Source organism: Psychrobacillus sp. L4, assembly GCF_042944905.1.
Taxonomy (GTDB): Bacteria; Bacillota; Bacilli; order Bacillales_A; family Planococcaceae; genus Psychrobacillus.
This window is the reverse complement of record NZ_CP168496.1, coordinates 458596-476873: the sequence shown is the minus strand read 5'-3', so window position 1 is coordinate 476873 and position 18278 is coordinate 458596. Positions and strand designations below refer to the sequence as shown.

General features: G+C 35.8%; 12 protein-coding genes. 1 reads left to right on the top strand and 11 read right to left on the bottom strand.

What is annotated here, in order from left to right:
• Positions 1-747: 747 nt before the first annotated feature.
• Entirely contained in the window at positions 748-3324 is a 2577-nt protein-coding gene (gene mprF / locus ACEPXG_RS02305) for a bifunctional lysylphosphatidylglycerol flippase/synthetase MprF (RefSeq protein ID WP_391207076.1), read from the bottom strand.
• A gap of 136 nt (positions 3325-3460) precedes the next feature.
• Between mprF and ACEPXG_RS02300 the strand changes: the two genes are divergently transcribed.
• On the top strand, positions 3461-3610 hold the full coding sequence (locus tag ACEPXG_RS02300) for a hypothetical protein (protein ID WP_391207073.1): 150 nt from the start codon (positions 3461-3463) through the stop codon (positions 3608-3610).
• 112 nt (positions 3611-3722) lie between these two features.
• On the opposite strand, the gene ACEPXG_RS02295 is transcribed toward ACEPXG_RS02300, so the two are convergent.
• The 10 genes from ACEPXG_RS02295 to ACEPXG_RS02250 form a co-directional block, all read right to left on the bottom strand.
• Positions 3723-5825 (bottom strand): methyl-accepting chemotaxis protein, encoded by a 2103-nt coding sequence (locus tag ACEPXG_RS02295; protein ID WP_391207070.1) that lies wholly within the window; start codon positions 5823-5825, stop codon positions 3723-3725.
• Between the two features lie 838 nt (positions 5826-6663).
• The gene (locus ACEPXG_RS02290) at positions 6664-7662 is read right to left on the bottom strand and encodes an SEC-C metal-binding domain-containing protein (RefSeq protein WP_391207067.1); all 999 of its coding nucleotides are present in this window, start codon (positions 7660-7662) and stop codon (positions 6664-6666) included.
• Positions 7663-7855: 193 nt separating this feature from the next.
• Positions 7856-8620, bottom strand: coding sequence for a 3-hydroxybutyrate dehydrogenase (locus ACEPXG_RS02285; protein ID WP_391207065.1), 765 nt, complete (start codon positions 8618-8620; stop codon positions 7856-7858).
• A gap of 351 nt (positions 8621-8971) precedes the next feature.
• Positions 8972-10186, bottom strand: coding sequence for an amidohydrolase (locus tag ACEPXG_RS02280; protein ID WP_391207062.1), 1215 nt, complete (start codon positions 10184-10186; stop codon positions 8972-8974).
• 80 nt (positions 10187-10266) lie between these two features.
• Positions 10267-11832 (bottom strand): glutathione ABC transporter substrate-binding protein, encoded by a 1566-nt coding sequence (locus tag ACEPXG_RS02275; RefSeq protein WP_391207059.1) that lies wholly within the window; start codon positions 11830-11832, stop codon positions 10267-10269.
• Between the two features lie 95 nt (positions 11833-11927).
• The gene (locus tag ACEPXG_RS02270; RefSeq protein ID WP_391207057.1) at positions 11928-13415 is read right to left on the bottom strand and encodes a chlorohydrolase family protein; all 1488 of its coding nucleotides are present in this window, start codon (positions 13413-13415) and stop codon (positions 11928-11930) included.
• Positions 13412-14920: an amidohydrolase family protein gene (locus tag ACEPXG_RS02265; protein ID WP_391207054.1), complete on the bottom strand. Its 1509-nt coding sequence runs from the start codon at positions 14918-14920 to the stop codon at positions 13412-13414. Before ACEPXG_RS02265 ends, ACEPXG_RS02270 begins: the two co-directional genes overlap by 4 nt.
• 569 nt (positions 14921-15489) lie before the next feature.
• Positions 15490-16731, bottom strand: a complete 1242-nt coding sequence (locus ACEPXG_RS02260) for a hypothetical protein (protein ID WP_391207051.1) — start codon at positions 16729-16731, stop codon at positions 15490-15492.
• Positions 16732-16796: 65 nt separating this feature from the next.
• A complete protein-coding gene (locus ACEPXG_RS02255; protein WP_391207048.1) occupies positions 16797-17504 on the bottom strand; it encodes a response regulator transcription factor in 708 nt (235 codons plus the stop codon).
• A gap of 21 nt (positions 17505-17525) precedes the next feature.
• Positions 17526-18278, bottom strand: coding sequence for a sensor histidine kinase (locus ACEPXG_RS02250; RefSeq protein WP_391207046.1), 753 nt, complete (start codon positions 18276-18278; stop codon positions 17526-17528).

The window sequence follows — 18278 nt, the reverse complement described above, 5'->3', positions numbered from 1 at the left end:
AGATGTTTGTCCGTCGCCCTCTTGAAATAGGAAGAGACATGGTGCATTAGGTTTGGTTAATGAAAGATTAGATACCTTCCTATTCTTTTAAAAGCGGACGAAGATACAATTTCGTCCGCTCTGCGCTTCTATAGTAATGGATGCTATCTATTTTTCTCTAGTACCACATACTCTAATAATACACCCACTGATTCATGTAAACTGTGTAAGGTAAAACTAAAAAAAATCAAGGTCAAACCCTTGAAATTATACTATTACTGGATTCTTAGCGATAGCTGGGGAAAATCTATTTGTTAGGTACTACTCACTTAATGGATTGTAGTGAAAGGTGGCGACTCCGGCGGGAGGCCAACAGGATGTTGGTCACGAAGGCGTTGCCACACGATGTGGCGCTCTTAGCCTTTGTTCCTATGTGAGACAGATGAGACATCGCTAGCGACGCGAATGCGACGGAGATGGCTCAACGCTCACCCCGCGGAAAGCATCCACCTGAAACGAAAATCCGCGGTATTATTTATTTCTTTAAAGTACTATGAACACTGGTTTCGCAGGAGGAAAATCTATATATTTTCTTAATCTTCAAGAAAAACGATTGCTTCCTATAAGTGTATCTCGTCTTTACGATTACCAGGAGAAATCAAAAAGATCGTGAAGTAAATACGTCACTTCACGATCTTTTTTCCGGTAATTTTGTACCTATTTTTCTCAAATATACACTGCAATACTGAATTTATTATATACCTTCTTTTAATAAAATTTTGAAAACATAGTCCACCATCTTTTTTTATGGACAGGTCCAGAACGAGCGATCAGCAAAGATACTTGTGCCATTGTAATTGGTAAGGAAGACTTTTTTCGAAGTGCCAAATACTTAGGCTCCCATTGATCTGCATATTTTTCCTTAAACATTTTTAATCCTTTAAAATGGTAGACTGCCTGACCATATAAGAAAATTTGATAGGCAATTTTCTCAGTTAAGAAAGAATATTTAGATAGACCTACGTTGGCCAAAGGAGCCATCCCTAAATTGAACTTCACATAATTTTCTTCTTTGTACCATTCAAACAATTTGATAAACAAATAATCCATTGTGGCATTTGGAGCATTCTTTCCATATCTCATCAGATCAACAGAAACCATTTCCCCACCATCGTAAGCAGGCATTATATTACAAAATGCAATTGTTTTTCCCTCTTTATCAACTACTAAAGCGATTGGAAGTGATTTTAAATAGTAAGGATTAAACCAACCTAAAGAAAATCCTTTTTCTTTTCGTCCATCTAACCACTCATCTGAAATTGGTTTTAGGCTTGCAATAAACTCATCTGAATGTGGAGGTTGAACTACTTGAAGATGAAATCCTTCCCTTTCCAGTTTATTTTTATTGGCGCGCAAATTTTTCATTTTCTTCCCTGATAAGTCGAACGTAGGAAGATTGACAAAAGCTTCTTCTCCGAGTTTAAAAAAGTCATAGCCATTTTCATGAAGGTACGGGAACATTTTAGAAGTAACTTGATAATAAACTGGCGTATAGCCATATAAATTTGCACGATCATGAAATTCTTCCATTGCTCGAAGAATATCTTTTTTCTCCCCGATTAGGTCCCCTAAAACAATCAATTTATCTGAGTACCTTTGAAAAGAAACCATCACTGTTTTGGATTGATTCCAATAAATATATTTATCATGCAGAAAAATCAAATGAGATAACACTGTACCTCCATATTTGTCGAGATGCTCTTTTATTTCACTTTCATATGTTGTAGATTTTTCAAAAGGAAAATGCCTCGGCTTATTGAGCAAGTAACCTATAGACATATACAGAATGGCAAGAATGATCCCTATAATTGCACTAATAAATAAATCGGTGGAATCTGTTATAACGTATGGTTGCAATTTTACTGGAATGGATATAGTTGATGAAGGTAAATTTACGTACCCAATAAACAAAAATATTCCTAAAATAATTGTAATTCCAATAATATCTGTTATGGATTTACCCCAAGTAGGTACAAAATTTTCTCGATAAAAACGTTTCTTAGACATGAGTAATATGAGGAAAACAACTAATACAAAAGTCGCGTCTTCGTAGTCAAACCATTTGGATAAAGAAAAAACTGCCGCAACCACTAATGCAACTAAGGTTAAATCGTAAGCCCATTTCACTCGATATTGTATCCCTCTAGTCAACATTAAAAGAGAAATCCCTAAACCAACCGTAAACTTATGGGACATATTCATCACTGGTAAAGCTAAAATTTCATTTGCCATCTTTACTCTTTCAAGTGCAGCCGGAACCGCTGCCGATAATAACAAAATAATTCCAGCCATTAAAACAAAAACAGTAACAAACCAATGACTAATATTTTGCAAAATAATCGCTGGGATCCGATTAAATTTTTGATTCAGTTCTCCCCAGAAATAAAATAGTAATGTAACAGCGCCAAGTAAAGCTGGAATAATAAAATAGCTAATTCTATATAACAACAATATTAATAGCGTTATTTCAGTGGGAACACCCAGCCCTTCCATTCCAAGCAAATACATTAAGTCAAAAGAGCCAATTCCACCAGGTAACATACTAATAATACCTGCGAAGGAAGCTACAATAAATGTCGCAAACATAATTGGAACAGATACTGAAACCCCTAGAAAAACAGAAATTATATAAATCAAAATGAAAGCAAAACTCCACTCCAAAAGAGAAATAATAGCTAATGAAAAAATACTCTTCCTACTAATACGTTCTGGAGCAAGTGTATCTTTCTTCCTTTTTATACTAATTAATAAAACTGGAAAATATAACGCAATTCCTACAAGGGCAATGTGAATCCATTTAACTTGATTGAAAATAGGTGTATGAATAATTCCGAGCAATGGCAACCAGCTTAATAAAGACATACCAGACAAGTAAAAGAGAGTAATTAATCCTATTCCTTTCACAAGTGCTTTTTTCTCGTAGCCGTGTTGACCATAAAAAAAAGTACGAATCATCATTCCTGCTATACCACCAAAACCTATAAAGTTCGAGACAGTGTTAGCTGTCCACGAATAAACGATTGTCTTTTTGACGGGGACGTTTAGTTGTAAATGTCGACGCAAAACAAAATCGTAAAGAACCATAGGGAGAACAGCAATAATTCCTGTAAAAGCAATTATAAATAGATGATTCAGTGCTAACTTATTAAAATTATTTTTTAAAAGAGAGAAGTCTAAGTTTTTTAGTGCCTGATTTGATTCAAAATAAAACACAACAAGTATTAAAAATGGGAGTACTATTTTAAACAGTCGTGAAAACCAAGGCATTTTCCAAAATTGTCTCAATGCTAATCAACTCATTTCTTTCATATCATTTCCAATTAAGTTTATTTTATCATTAATCTAGTTGTACTGTTTCATTAAAGTTTATTTTACATTAAACAGGGTAACATACATAACAATATGAGAGGAGTGAGCATGGATGAAGAACAAACTAGCATTAACTGCACTTGGACTAGGAGCCGCATACTTAATGAGAAACAAAGAAGCTCGGGATAAACTGTCAAAGCAATTTGATAATTTTATCAATACCCCTATGAAAGGAATGAAGAACGACAATAGTGGAAGCTAATCATTGAGTAGAAATTATATGCAAGAAAACCGGACAAAAAGACGTCTGGTCCTTTTAAAAAAAGGTTGCCCTCAACAGTCTAATTTCACTGACTTAAGGGCAACCCTTTTTTTTATAGTAGTTTAAATCGATTAACTACTTCTTGTAAATCTTGCGCTATCTTGTTCATATGATCTATGGAACCTGCTACACGCTCAAGTTCCGCTTGTTGATCTGCAGCTGAGGCGCTCACTTCTTCAGCCGAAGCGGCAGTTTCCTCTGAAATAGCGGAGATACTCTGAATTGCCATCATCGCTTGATTTTTATGTTCTAACATAATAGATAATTCATTTACCAACTCGTTAATGGCCGTTGCAATTGCTCCTGAAAGTTCTTCATTTTCTTTAAAGGCTCTTTCCGTGCTATGAACAGATTCATTTTGCACTTGCATCAGTCCTACATTAGAAGCAATAATTGTAACTGTCTGTTTGGATTCCTCTAAAATACTTTGAACGGTTTGTTTAATAACTTCCGTTTCACTTTTAGACTGTTCTGCTAGTTTTCTTACTTCCTCTGCTACTACTGCAAAACCTTTTCCATGCTCACCAGCACGAGCAGCTTCTATACTTGCATTAAGCGCTAGTAAATTTGTTTGCTCTGTAATACCTTGAATGGAGGTAATTACTTGGTTAATATTTGAAATATTAGAGGTTAATTTATCAATTTGTTGTTGTACCTTACCATTCATTTCATTGGTCGCTAAGTTATGTTGACGCAGTTTTTCGACTTCATTCATTCCTTTTTCTGTCGACATTTTTGTCTTATGGGACAAGTTATCCATTTGAGAAGATAGAACTTTTATGGTATCAATCTGATTAGATAAATCTATCATTCGGTAATTTGTTTCTTCTGTGTCTTCGGACTGTTTGAAAGCTCCTTGCGCAATCTCATTTGTCGCTAATGAAACCTCTTGGCTAGATGCGACAATTTCATTAAATGTTTCATGTACTTGGTTAGAAGATTCATTCAAAATTGTGGAAGAGTTGAACACAGCATGTATGGCATCATTCGTTTTTTCTAACATATGGTTATATGCTGACGCCACAGCACCAATTTCATCCATTTTAATATATTTTTTGTCTACTTTTTTTGTTAAGTCCCCATTAGCCGCAGTTTCAATAGATTCTCGCAAAAACTTCAGTGGTTTTAATTGATTGAAAATAAACCACGCAGTGGCAGCTGCCATTAAAGCAACCATCACAATAGAAGCTACTATCGTTAATACGAGAATTTGATTGTACGTTTCCAAGATTTTCGATTTTGGTAACACTAGTTGAACAGACCAGATATCGTCAACTCCTTCAAGCATCATTGGAGCAAACGCATTAAAGGCTTGTTCTCCGAGCTGTTTAGAGTCAATATACGTGCTAGCAGGCTTTCCACTTTCTAATGTATTTTTAATTGCCTTCCAATCAATGGCATCCTGCATATTCGTTCCATTTAACTTTTCATTAATACTATTTACTGTAAGCATTCCTTTTTCAGTAATAATACCAGCATATCCACTATCCGGCTTAACGGAATTTACTAAGTCTGCTAAAAAGTCCACGGACAAGTCAGCACTTATTACTCCTAAAAATGTCCCAGAAGGACTAATTAGAGGAACCGCTATTGTTGTCATCGAAACAGTTTTTCCATTTACTTCGTATTCATAAGGCTCCGTTAGAACTACTCGTCCCTCTTTTTTCGGAATCCAATACCAATCAGCAGTTCCTTCTTTTTCATATCCTTTTATCGAATTCATTTCAATTTTAGTACCATTTTTATACAAATAAGGGATAAATCGATTTTCACTGTCTATTAGGGTATCTGGAATGGTGGCATCTACATCTACGGCCCCGTCTTCTAATAGTGCTGACACTCCAAGCACGTCTTCATTTTCAGCTAAATTTGTTTTAAGAACGCTTAGTACTTCTGCTGCTGATAACTCTCCATTTGCCTGCAATGATTCCAAAATATGCTTTGTTGTTTGTAAGGTTTCATTCGTTTTCTTAAAACGATCACTCATTTTTGCAGCAGAGAGCTGAGCATCTAGAAGTGTTGAACTCTCCGATTCTTCAACACTTTGGTTGTGTAAAATAACACTCGTTACTATAGTGTAAGCAAGAAATAATATCAAAAATAATCCAATGATTAATGCCGATAACTTTTTCGCAATACTTTTTGACTTTCTCAAATTACAATCACTCCTTTAAAATTTGTCCATTCTATAGCAATATAACATATGCAACAATACTAAAATTTGGAAATAAGAATACCGAAAGCGTCCTTTAAGTGCATCTGGTCTTCACCGTTTCTAGAGTGCTTTGGACGAAACATTGGCTACACTATTACCGTTAGAGTAATGGAACGTGAAGTGACTGCGTCACTTCACGTTCCATTTTTTTCGGTAATCTTGTGGCGGATGTTTGTCTGTCGCCCTCTTGGAATATGTAAAGACATGGTGCATTAGGTTTGGATAATGAGAGAATAAATCCTTTCCTATTCTTTTAAAAATGGATGAAGATAATTTCGTCCGCTCAATCCTTCTTTTTCCATGGATACTATCTATTTCTCTAGTACCACTTACTCTAATCATGCACCCACTGATTAATATTTACTGTGGAAAGTAACAGAAAAAAATCAAGATCAAGCTCTTGTAAGATTTGAAGCACAACTAATAAACACTAACTAGAGTCCCTCTACATACTTGGATTTAGTGCGGCGGTAAATTTATTTGTGACGAGTAACCACGGGAACATGAGACGCCTGTGGCAACGCCTTCATGACCAAAATAATTTTGGCCCAGGAGGCTCGTCGCTCGCCCCACGGAAAACGAATACCAGAGCGCTAAATCCGACTAGCAAATACAAGATAGGCAATTAAATGTAATTTAGAGAATGTAAATCCGCCATTAGATTAATCTACAAAGCTCTGCCATTTCTGGATTCCCAACATACAAAATTCATATACTTACACTTATCTAAAAAAACAAAACGCCAGCAGACAAATTCTTCTGCTTGGCGTTTATTATATTAATTATTATCCTTCGTACGTTCATAGTACATAATTAGTTCGTTGTAATATTTATTTAAAGATGATGTCGATACATGAAACGACTCAGCAATTTCTTTCACTGTCAATTCAAGGGGTTCAAATAGACCTTTTTCTTGCCCAAAGCGAATTGCACCAGCAGCGATCGCCACTTCCTTCCGTGCTTTCGGTTGTTGTTCGAATAGATAATCTTCCACTATTTCTATTAAGTCATTATATGAACGATTATGTTTTACTAAGAAATCCATAGCAACTTGTAAAACACCTGCTTCGAAGAAAGTGTACTCCCCGCCCTCATAGCCATTTTCTCCGAGTACGCGCCAAAGATCTATTCCGTTTTCCTTCACAAATTCTTGAACTGATTGTTCATTTTGTGACTTAAATCGTTTTGCAAAATCCACAAACAGCTCTTTATGATCTGTTGGGAAGAATACTAGGCTAGAAATAGCTAAATAATGATTTTCTTTAAATGTTCCATCAGGCAATATGAAACAATAAACATGCATACCAACTGGGACTGGCTTTTCACTTTCCCGTCTTAGTTGAATAATCTCCCCCGTCAAAATATTCGTTACCGTCATATAAGTGTTATCAACGTCAACCACTTCACCGATGAAAACACGTGGTCCACCCCACTGCTCTAAAACACTTAAAGTAGTAGGTCGCACCACTTTCTTAAGCTGTTTTTCTAAATAACCTTCCCAAATTTCTTTTTTATGATGGAAAAAGAACTCATCCATTACAATTGCTTCAATCATTTCTTGATCCAAGTATTGTTTTAACGGTTCACTCCATGTTTTCACAAGGTCCACGTAATCAGCTAAATCTTTTCTTTCAGGATACTCATCATAAAAGCTTTGCAATATCCTTTCTAGCTCTTCAATTTGAACTTCTTCTATTGAAATGGTCTCTTTCGACTCACAACATTTTTTATACTTCTTTCCACTACCGCATGGACAAGAATCATTACGTCCTACCACAAAAACACGTCCTTCTATACAATAAGTTGAAATCTAAGTCTACCATGAATTTTGTCGAAAAATAAGGACCGATTGACTCGAGGCATATTTCTTACGAAAAAATCATTCATTATTTCAAGGTGAATTCCAACTACACACACAAAAATACGCCCAAAGTCGAAAACCAAGACTCCAAGCGCACTTTTTCTCAATATTATTGAGCAGTATAGCCTCCATCCAAAATAATTGCTTGCCCTGTCATACCCCTTGCAGAATCACTTGCAATGTATAATGCTAAATCCGTAATTTCTTGAATAGCAAGTAATCGCTTTTGCGGAACCAGTGGATAAAGTACTTCTTCTAACACTTGCTCCACTTGTATATTACGAGTTTTTGCTAAATCTTCGAACTGGTTTCGCACAAGAGCTGTGTCTACATAGCCAGGGCATATTGCATTCACTGTAATACCATAAGCTGCTGTTTCAAGTGCAGCTACTTTTGTTAATCCTATAACACCGTGCTTCGCTGAGTTATAAGCTGCCTTTCCAGCAAATCCAATGACGCCATTAATCGACGCCATATTGATAATTCGTCCAAATCCTTGTTTTTTCATTTGAGGTAATGCGTGTTTGATTGCGATAAAAGGCGCAGTTAACATAATTTTCACTAGCAACTCAAACTTCTCCGTAGGGAAATCTTCAATCATCGATACATACTGCATTCCTGCATTATTCACAAGAAAATCCATGCGACCAAAAGTTTCTACTGTGAACTGGATTGCTTGCTCAATTTCTGCTTCTTTCGTTACGTCACATACAATTCCTTTTGCATTGCCACTTAACTCTGCTATTGCCTGATCAATGGCTTTTTGAGACAAATCCGAAATAACTACATTTGCACCCGCTTCCGAAAATGCTTTTGCAATATCAAAGCCTATCCCACGTGCCGCCCCAGTTATGAATAAAACCTTTCCCTCCACTTAAAACTCCTCCTTAAATTACTCACTACTGATATCGTTAATAGTAGCCCATCCAACCGCTAATATAGTTCTAAGTTCTAACTTGCGCATTAACTTTTCAATTAAATAATTATATCGACAATTATCAATTCATCCAAGTCTCCAAAAATGGCTGAATATCCACGATAGATTTTATAAAATCCGAAAACTCTTCATAGGCATCGGCATATTAACTAGCTCGGAAGGATTGAACATAAAAAATAGGCATCCAATTGTTCTACTAATTGGGTACCTATTTTAGATTTTATTGTCGTTAAAGTAATACAAAACGGAACGTCTTAAATAGAGATCACTTATCTTCGAGCTTTCTTGTTACTCTCCATGCACTAGCTTACCTTTATAAAATACAGCTTTTCGCTTTGGAACTCTAGCAATTACTTCCGCTGAGCAGCTTGCATCGATTAGTAGCATACTTGCCTCATCTCCAATTTTAGGCCATAGCTGGTTCCCTTCTTTGTCTAATGTTGTTTTCCCACCAGTAATAAATTTTAAAATTTGTGTTAGGGAAACTTCATCTGTCCATCTAAAATGTTCGATTAAACGACTTGCTCTTTCTAGAACATCGCCATTTCCTGTAGGCCACCAGGAATCAAAAATATTATCGTTCCCTATCGCTACATTCACGCCACATTCGTCTAGTAGCTTAATCGGCATTATTCTTCTATTCGGGAGACTTGATACGATTGAAATACCAGCGTCTCTTAGTATTCCCGCCATTTCAAATGCTTCTTCCGTAGAAACATCGGCAAGTCCGAAAGCATGACTGACTGCTACTCTTCCTTCCCAGCCCGCTTGTTTTGTTAAATAAGCAAGACGTTTCATCGTAAAGTTTCCAAGATGCCCTGGATCATGTAAATGCAAATCGATATCTGCATTCCCTTCTACTGCAATATCCATTAATTCAACTAAAGATGCTTCAATATTATTATCTACAGTTGCTGGATCTACTGCACCTACTATACCTGCTCCATTTCTTACTGCCTCTCTAAGTAATTGTGAAGTACCCGTTTGCAGTAGCCCATGCTGAGCAAAGGCGACGATTTCAGCACTTACTTTGTCTGAGTATGTTCGCAAAGCTTGCTGAACACCTTCTAAGTTTTTCAATTTTGCTTCTGGATAAATATCCACATGTGTTCGAATATGTGTGGATCCGTAGGATAATAATACTTCCAACAATGCTTCCGCTCGTTCCTTTGTACTTGAAGGTAGTGACGCCAAAATAGTACTTTCATTTGTACTTCTTTCAACAACGCTTGCAGCAGGAATACAAGACTTCCATTTTTCTCCCATATACGTTTTATCTAAGTGAACATGCTTTTCAACAAAGGATGGGAGTAGCAATAGTTTTTTTGCGTCCTTAACAGGAAAATTATCCGTAATCTGGTCATCCATACGGATGATATTCGAAATTTTCCCTTCCGATATGAACAGATGAAACAAATCTGTTTTTGTACCAATAACTTTTTCATTTTCTTTCATAAATCCTGTTTCCAGTCGAACATTCTTTAACCAATAACTAGTAGTCATATATATTCACCTTTCTTTTTTGAGAATTACATGGTGAAAGGGAATATCCAATATGGATATCCCTCTCTAATCATGTTGAGTTATTTAACCGACACATCGTTTATTTCTAAATAGCCTGAAGGACTAATTGAAAATCCTTCCACTCCTTTTGCCGTTGCTGCTAAGTTTTCAATTACGCGAATCGGAATATATAAAGCATCATCCATTTCTAACTCTTGAGCTTTAGCATATAGTTCAATTCGTTTTTCTTGGTCTTTTTCCATTCGTGCAGCATCTAAAAGCCCGTCTACTTCTTTGTTACTGTAGAAGAAAGTGTTTCCTGCTCCTCCAATAGAATTTGTATGAAAAAGATTGTATTGGTTATAATCAGCATCACCAGTTGCATTTCTCCAGCTAATAATAAACATTTCAGAATTTCCAGCGTTGACTTGTTCTACAAAAGTCCCATACTCTAACACTTCGATATTAAGTTTAATACCAATTCCTTTTAACTGGGATTGAAGAACCTCCGCAACATTTATTCTTTCTCTACTATCCATTGTTTTCAGCGTTATTTCAAAGCCATCTGGATAACCTGCTTCCGCAAGTAATTTCTTCGCTTCATTTAAATTATATTCATATGTTTTCATATCAGGGTTATATCCAAAAACTTTTGAACCCATTAATGAGTTTGCTTCTGAACCAACGTTATTATAGACTCCTTTTAGAATAGAATCCATTTCTACTGCATGTGAAATCGCTTTTCGAACTCGAACATCACTTAACTTCTCATTTTTCACATTAAAGCCAATATATTCTGTTCCAAATCCTTCACTACGGTAAACTTCCGAGTTTTTAGAAGCTTCTACTGTTTCCATCATCGGTACAGATAGTGGTTCAGCAATTTGTGCTTCGCCAGTTTCAAGCATCGAAACACGTGTAGTTTCTTCTGGCACTACTTTAAATACTACTTTATCGACTTTCGCTTTTGTACCCCAATAGCTTTCATTTTTCTTCAGAACAATTTCTTGTCCAGGCGTCCAAGATTCAAAAACAAATGGTCCAGTACCATCTGGTTCTTTAATTTGTTCTTTGCCATACTTTTCAATTGCTTTCGGACTAATAATGCCACCTTCGTGACTTGCTAAAATAGAAAGTAATGGCGAATAGGGTTCGGATAAAAGAAATTGTACAGTGTGATCATCAACAACTTTCACTTCTTTCACCATTTTAAATAGAGCTGCTTTAGGAGAACCAACATTTGGATCTAACATACGATCAAATGTCTTTTTAACTGCATCTGCATTGAAATCAGTACCGTCATGAAATTTTACGTCTTCTCTAAGCTTAAACTCCCATGTTGTATCATCAACTTGCTTATACTTTTTTGCTAATAAAGGCTGAATTTCTGCGTTTTTATCACGCCCTACCAACCCTTCATAAATCTTCCTATGCGTTATGCTTGCAGCATTGATAGTGGACATAAACTGATGATCTAAACTCTCTGCATCTGATAAACGAGCAATCACTAAAGTGCTACCATCTTTAGCTGAGCTATTCTTACTACCTTCAGTAGCATTTTCTTTTTTTCCTGTAGAGCAACCTGCAATTAGTAATGTCAGTAACAATACTAAAACCCATTTTGTAGCACTTTTCTTACCTCTCATCTACTTCTCCTCCTTATTTTAAAAACCGCTTTGGTTTTTCTAATTATAAAAAATATTCAGACTTTTAATTTTAAATTTATTTACTATATTTTTCATTATTTTTTCTTCTTTTCATCGATTCGCTCTACATATGTAAAAGATGGAAGCAGTAATTGGTCCTCTCCTAGCTCTTGGTAATCTCTTTTTACATATCCTTTTCTCATTTTGTCATAATACTTTTGCCCTTTTTGTTTAATCTCATCCAAATCAAGATTTGGAATTTTTCGGTCTTTCATAACTACTCGTCCATTAATAATTGATAGTTTAACATCTCTTCCGCTTCCACTTACAATCATCGTTCGAATAGGATCATCAAGAGGACCCATATGAAATCCATCTAAATCAATTGCAATAATATCTGCCTTTGCCCCTACAGCTAGTCTTCCTAAATCTTCTCTTTCAAGGAAAGATGCTGCTCCTAGTGTTGCTGCTCGATAAAAATCAGAGTAGGTAGAATCATCTACTTTTTTGTCTATAAGTCTTGAAAGCATACTGCCTGTACGAATGTTTTGGAACATATCTGGAGGAAATGTATCTGTTCCAAGGCAGATATTAACACCTATTCGTTTATATTTAGCAAAAGATTCTAATGCGTCTCCATGTCTACCAATAATGAGTGGACAATGAATAACTGTCGTATTAGTCTCTTTTAGAAGGGCAATATCATCCCCGTCTCCGTTCGTTGCACCACTATATCCAGCGATAAAATGAGCGTGTGGAATCCCTGTTTTGGGACCTAGAAATCCTATATTATATAAATATCTAATTGGCGTAACTCCATGTTTTTCAAGAATTGTATTGTATTCAAAACTACCCTGTGCAGCATGGAGTTTAATTGGAACACCCAGTTTTTCACTATAATACTTAGTTTGTATGAGATTTTCTTCCGTTTGACTTTCAATTCTTTCTGGTGCAAGCATCCCTCTCACCAATCCATCGTAAGCACCATCAAACTCTTCTACAAACTGCACTGCTCTTTTTAACCCTTCTCGACCTGCTTCTTCATCCCAGAAAAGCTTGATCGTTCCATCAGCATCTACTACTCTTATGCCAGATTGATAGCTTGGTCCAAGATAAATTCTTAATCCTAAGCTTGCAGCATGTTCTGCAGCTGCAGCTAATTCTTCATATGTTTCAGCCCATTTCTTATAAAAAACGGAAGTAATCGGCATAGCAGTAGTAATACCGTGCAGTATGAGCTGGGAATAGGCATAAAGAGATTTAAAAGCTTCCTCTTCCTCCGTCATCCATTCGTCATGTCCTTCTTGAACAAACTGTTCAGACCAAAGAAGATTTTTACTTTTGGACATTGTTGCTTCCAGATGAACTATATCGTGATCAATATCTCCGAGCGCATTTAAATCAATAAATCCAGGACTAATAACTGCGTTTCCTGCATCTATTACTTCATCTACGGCTTCAGAATAATCTTTTCCGACAAAAACTATCGTGTCGTTTTCATATACCACTTGTGCATTTTCTAGAATGACATGGTCCCGTCCATCATAGCCAATGACATATCTCCCTATTATCTTTGTTTTCATTTATGCTCACCTTTCGTCACGGTAAATTTATAATCATCCTCGTTATATCTCTTTTCATCAATATATTCTCGTGCTTGTCCCCAAAAGGATTTTGACGGTTGCATATGTTTTTCAAGTCCAGCACGTTTTACTGTTGCATACGCTTCTTCATTTGCCTCATCTAAGACCATATGTTCATCGACCGTTCGTACGTTTCGCCCCTCCATTACGATTTTCCCATTTACGATGACAGTATCTACATCGCTAGCTACAGCCTGATAAACAAGTCTATGGACATGCATAAACTCAGGCGTTAGATGTGGTTGATGCAGATTTACAGTAATTACATCTGCCTTTTTCCCTATTTCAAGAGAGCCTAGTTCGTCATCCCATCCAATACATTTCGCCGCATCGATTGTGACCATTTCTAACAGCTTTCCAGGTGGTAAATAATATTCATCTCTAAGAGCTGATTGATGAATAAACTGGGTTTTACGCATTGCTTGGAACATATCAAAACTTGTACTTGGTGATGTCCCATCTGTTGATATGGCTACTGTTGCTCCCATTTCTATTAATTCCGTAATAGGCGTTCTCGCTTGTACTTGTGTAAATCCTGGTGAGGCACTTACATTGGTTCCTGTCTCAGCTAAAATTCTTGCCTCATCAAAAGAAATACCACGGCAATGTTGTAAATGAACATCCGGACCTAAAAGCGCATTTTCTTTATCCTGTACCGCTAAATGAATCATTCCTCCAAAAGCATCAGAATGGATTCTCGTATTATATTTCTTCGCTATTTGTCTAATTTTCTTCGCTTGATACAAATCATGGTCATTTAAACCATACAGCTTTGCTGGCGAGGTTGGGTTGGAAGGATCCACAGATGTGACAATAACAAATGGTGTGATAAAAGCTCTCGTATGATCGTCATTTGCATGGTTTAATGCTTCAATGACACTTTCTGCACCATGTAATACTTGATCGTACGTAACTTCTCTCGTAATTTGTTTACCATCTACCCATCGACTAAATAAATGTGGCCATGGTGGATTACACGGACCAGTACATACTACCTCTCGAACACCAACTTCAGCGTAAGCTTTCGCATGATTCAGCGCAAAGATCGGCTCATCTGATCGTGGCATTGACCCTAAAACGGAAACCCCTGTCGTTATTCCTGCCTTTAAACGTTCCAAAGAGGATAATTTTCCTTCATAATACCAAAACTCATCCGTCACAAAATGCTTATACGTATTTGTTATTATCGGCATCCAGAAGTCTTCCATTGCAATCGTCTTAAACATGGAATGACCACCATGGCCATGTACATCGATGAATCCTGGCAAAATACAATGATGACTGCAATCCATCACTTTTTTAGCTTCATACTTTTCCAATAGAACTTCCGTTATATCTACATCTAAAATTCTTCCACCGTTTATCGCAACGGCACCATCTTGCAAAATTCTTCTGTCTTTATCCATCGTTATGACGGTTCCATGAATCAACAATAGATCAATCATCTTTTCCCCCACCTTCTCTCTTTTCTAGCACTAATCTTAAGTATAAAAAAATTGAACAAACTATATTTTCGGAATAATTACGTTTTTTTAAACTTTCTTTACCTTTTGAGTGAATTTAATAAACTGTTAGAGTTAAATAAGAAAAACGTAAGCGTCCTTTAAGTGCATCTTGTCTTTACTATTTCCAGTGTGCTTTGGCTACATTATTACGGTTAGAAGTATGGATCGTGAACCTCTTATCAATCGTTTCCGGAAGATTTTGGACAGCCTGGAACTATATCATTACCTAAAACTATAGAAGAGGCAGGTCGTGACTGACGTCACGACTTGCCTCTCTTCTAAGTAATCTTATAGCTTTCGTCTGTCCATCGCTCTCCTTCAACTTTAGGAATAAGTTTAAACCCTTTTTGGATGAGGAAAGAAAAGATGTTTCCTTACTCATACAGGAAACTCCCGAAGAGACAATTTCGGGAGTTATTTCAATTCTTCGTTTGATGTATGCTTCCTATTTTTCACCAGCGTATTCCTACATAAAAGTTTACCTTTAGTTGACGTGATTCATATATTATTTACTTCGAATATTTTGAAGTTAATTCTACTCGTGCAAATAACATTGATAGAACGGAGAAAACCCCGGATAGGAAGAAACTTATCCAAATAGTTTGTAATGATATTAAACTACCAAATAGCGTCACACTAATCAACCAACCAGCTATAATTGAATAAGGCAATAACCTGGATATTTTACGTTTTGAAAAAATGATGATCAACATGACTGGAATAGACGCAGCATAAAGATGTCCATAGAAAAAAAGAAAATTTAGCAAACTAAATTTAGCAAAATGTGTCACAATTAAGAGAACAAACAATAACAATCCAGAGAAAATATACGATTCTTTCCTCATTTGCTGATCAGTCATCGAGATTTTCAAAGGGAGTCGAATATGCTTGATGAAATGAATCGTAGTAGCATGAATCTCCGCATTTATCGTTGTGGATAAAGCACCAAAACAAAATAAAAAGAATAAAACCGAAAGGAAAATAGGATCTATTTTTGTTATTAATTGAAACAAAAGGGTATATGTTTCGCCAAAAGATCCTTCAAAAATAACGATCAACAGCATTGCAGAAAGCGCTATAGGTATCGTGCTCCAAACAAACGCTGTTGACCAAAAAGTAATACGAACTTTTTTCTGTTCAATCATATATAATCTTTGCCAAGTCGATCGATCTGTAAGTACCTGTCCACAGGCAACTAACATAAACGTCGCAATAAAAAAATATGCTTCATGGTTTTTAGCAAACAACAAATAGGGATGATATAATCGAATGCCATCGTAAACTTTAAAAGCTCCTTCTTGTATGAAAAAGTACAATGGAATGAAAATGATTGCAGCAAAAATAAAGAAAATAGAAATCCCTTCAAATTTTTGTATCCACTTCATACCACCTAGCCCTGCTATTATAAAACAATAAAAGAAGAAGAAAAATAGAGAAACAGTAAATGGTATATTAAATAATAAATCAAATAAAACGGCTGCTCCTACCGCTTGCATGAATAAAGAATCTAATCCTAGGAATAAGATTATAATTGTCATTAACCAATAGCCATCTTTTCGAAGCCTCTCTTGAAAAACATCGCCGATCGTTTCTACATCTGGAAATCTAAATCTAATTTTATTTGCAAATGTTCCGAACATAAAAATAGAAAACGCACCTACTAGAGAATAACCAATTCCACCTAAAAGACCGTATTTCACTAATGATTCAGGCGAAGAAAGAATTGTATTACCTGTGATCCATCGTGCCAAAAGACTAATCATTCCCGACGAAATTCCAAAAACTAAAGAACCCGTAATATAGTGACGATAGGTTTTCATATTCCAAAACCTTTCGCTTTTTTGGTATTTACTCGATATTCTGATGGGGTTATCCCATTTTGTTTTTTAAACATGGAACTAAAATAATGCTGACTGTTAAATCCAGCTTTTTCAGAAACAACTGCCATACTCAACTCTTTATGCTCTAATAATATTTTTTTCGCCATTTCCAGTCGATATGCATTTAAATAATCTGCAAATCCGATTCCCACTTCTTCATAAAATTTACGACTTAAATAAGTTGCATTCAAGTGTATACGGTTCGCTACTATACTAAGGCTAAGTTTTTCGTTATATTCCTCTCGAATAATACGTAGAACTTCTTGAATGGAGTCATTTTGAGATATCCATTTTCTATATTTTTCAAGCAATCCTAACAATTCATCTTCTACAATAGGTTTTGTTAAATAATCATTGACTCCTATTCGTAAGGAAGATTGAGCATATTCAAACGATTGATAAGCTGTAACCATAATTATGTCCATTTTATAACTTTTCTTTAACTCTTTTGCCAACTCCAACCCACTTTTTCCTGGCATTTGAATATCTAGAAATGCTAAAGAAATATTAATCTTACCCGCTATTTGAAGAGCAATGGACGCATCTTGTGCTTTGTAGAACTTCCAATTGGGAAAATGGGGTTTCATAATATATTCTAATTGATCTAACTCTAATGTTTCATCATCTACAAGTAGAATATTCATATTTCCTTCCTCCTCTCTCCTTTATTTTGTTAACGGAAATTTTACTTCAATGAGTGTTTCATTTCCAATGTATCTCATTTTTAAATAATGTACTTGTTCTGGAAATAACAGATCTAATCTCTTTTGTATGTTTCGAATTCCGTACCCTTCTTCTTGTGGGCTATACTCTTTCTTTTCATTGATAGGTTCAATAAAGTAGGAATTCCATACTTCTATATACATAAAACCATCTGAATAATACACATTTATTTTCAAACGGGCAGGGCCCATATTCTTCTCAAAACCATGTTTAAATGCATTTTCGACTATAGTTTGTATCATAAACGGCGGCAATAAAGCATTTTCGCAAAAAGCTTCTACATTTTTAGTAACTTCTAGTCGTTCCCCGAAACGTAAAATTTGGATATCCAAATAATTATTTACATATGCAATTTCATCTTCCACTTTAATAAGAGAAGCATGCGTAACATATTTAAACTTAAAAAACTTCGCCATTACTTCTAAACCTTTTATTAATTCATCTTTTCTATCTAATCGAGCTAAACTTAACATCGTATTAAGCGTATTAAAAAAAAAGTGAGGTTGTATTTGCTGATTTAACTGATCGTAATTTGCGTGCTGTAACTCTTTTTCCAAAGCAAGCTTTGAAGCTTCTTTCTGCAAATTGTCAATTTGCCGCTCAAAGATCATTACAAATGAAAGCGTAAAAGCTCCTACAAGAGGAGCTAATACGCAAATCAAGACGTATAATGAAAAAGATTCCAAAGGCATCAT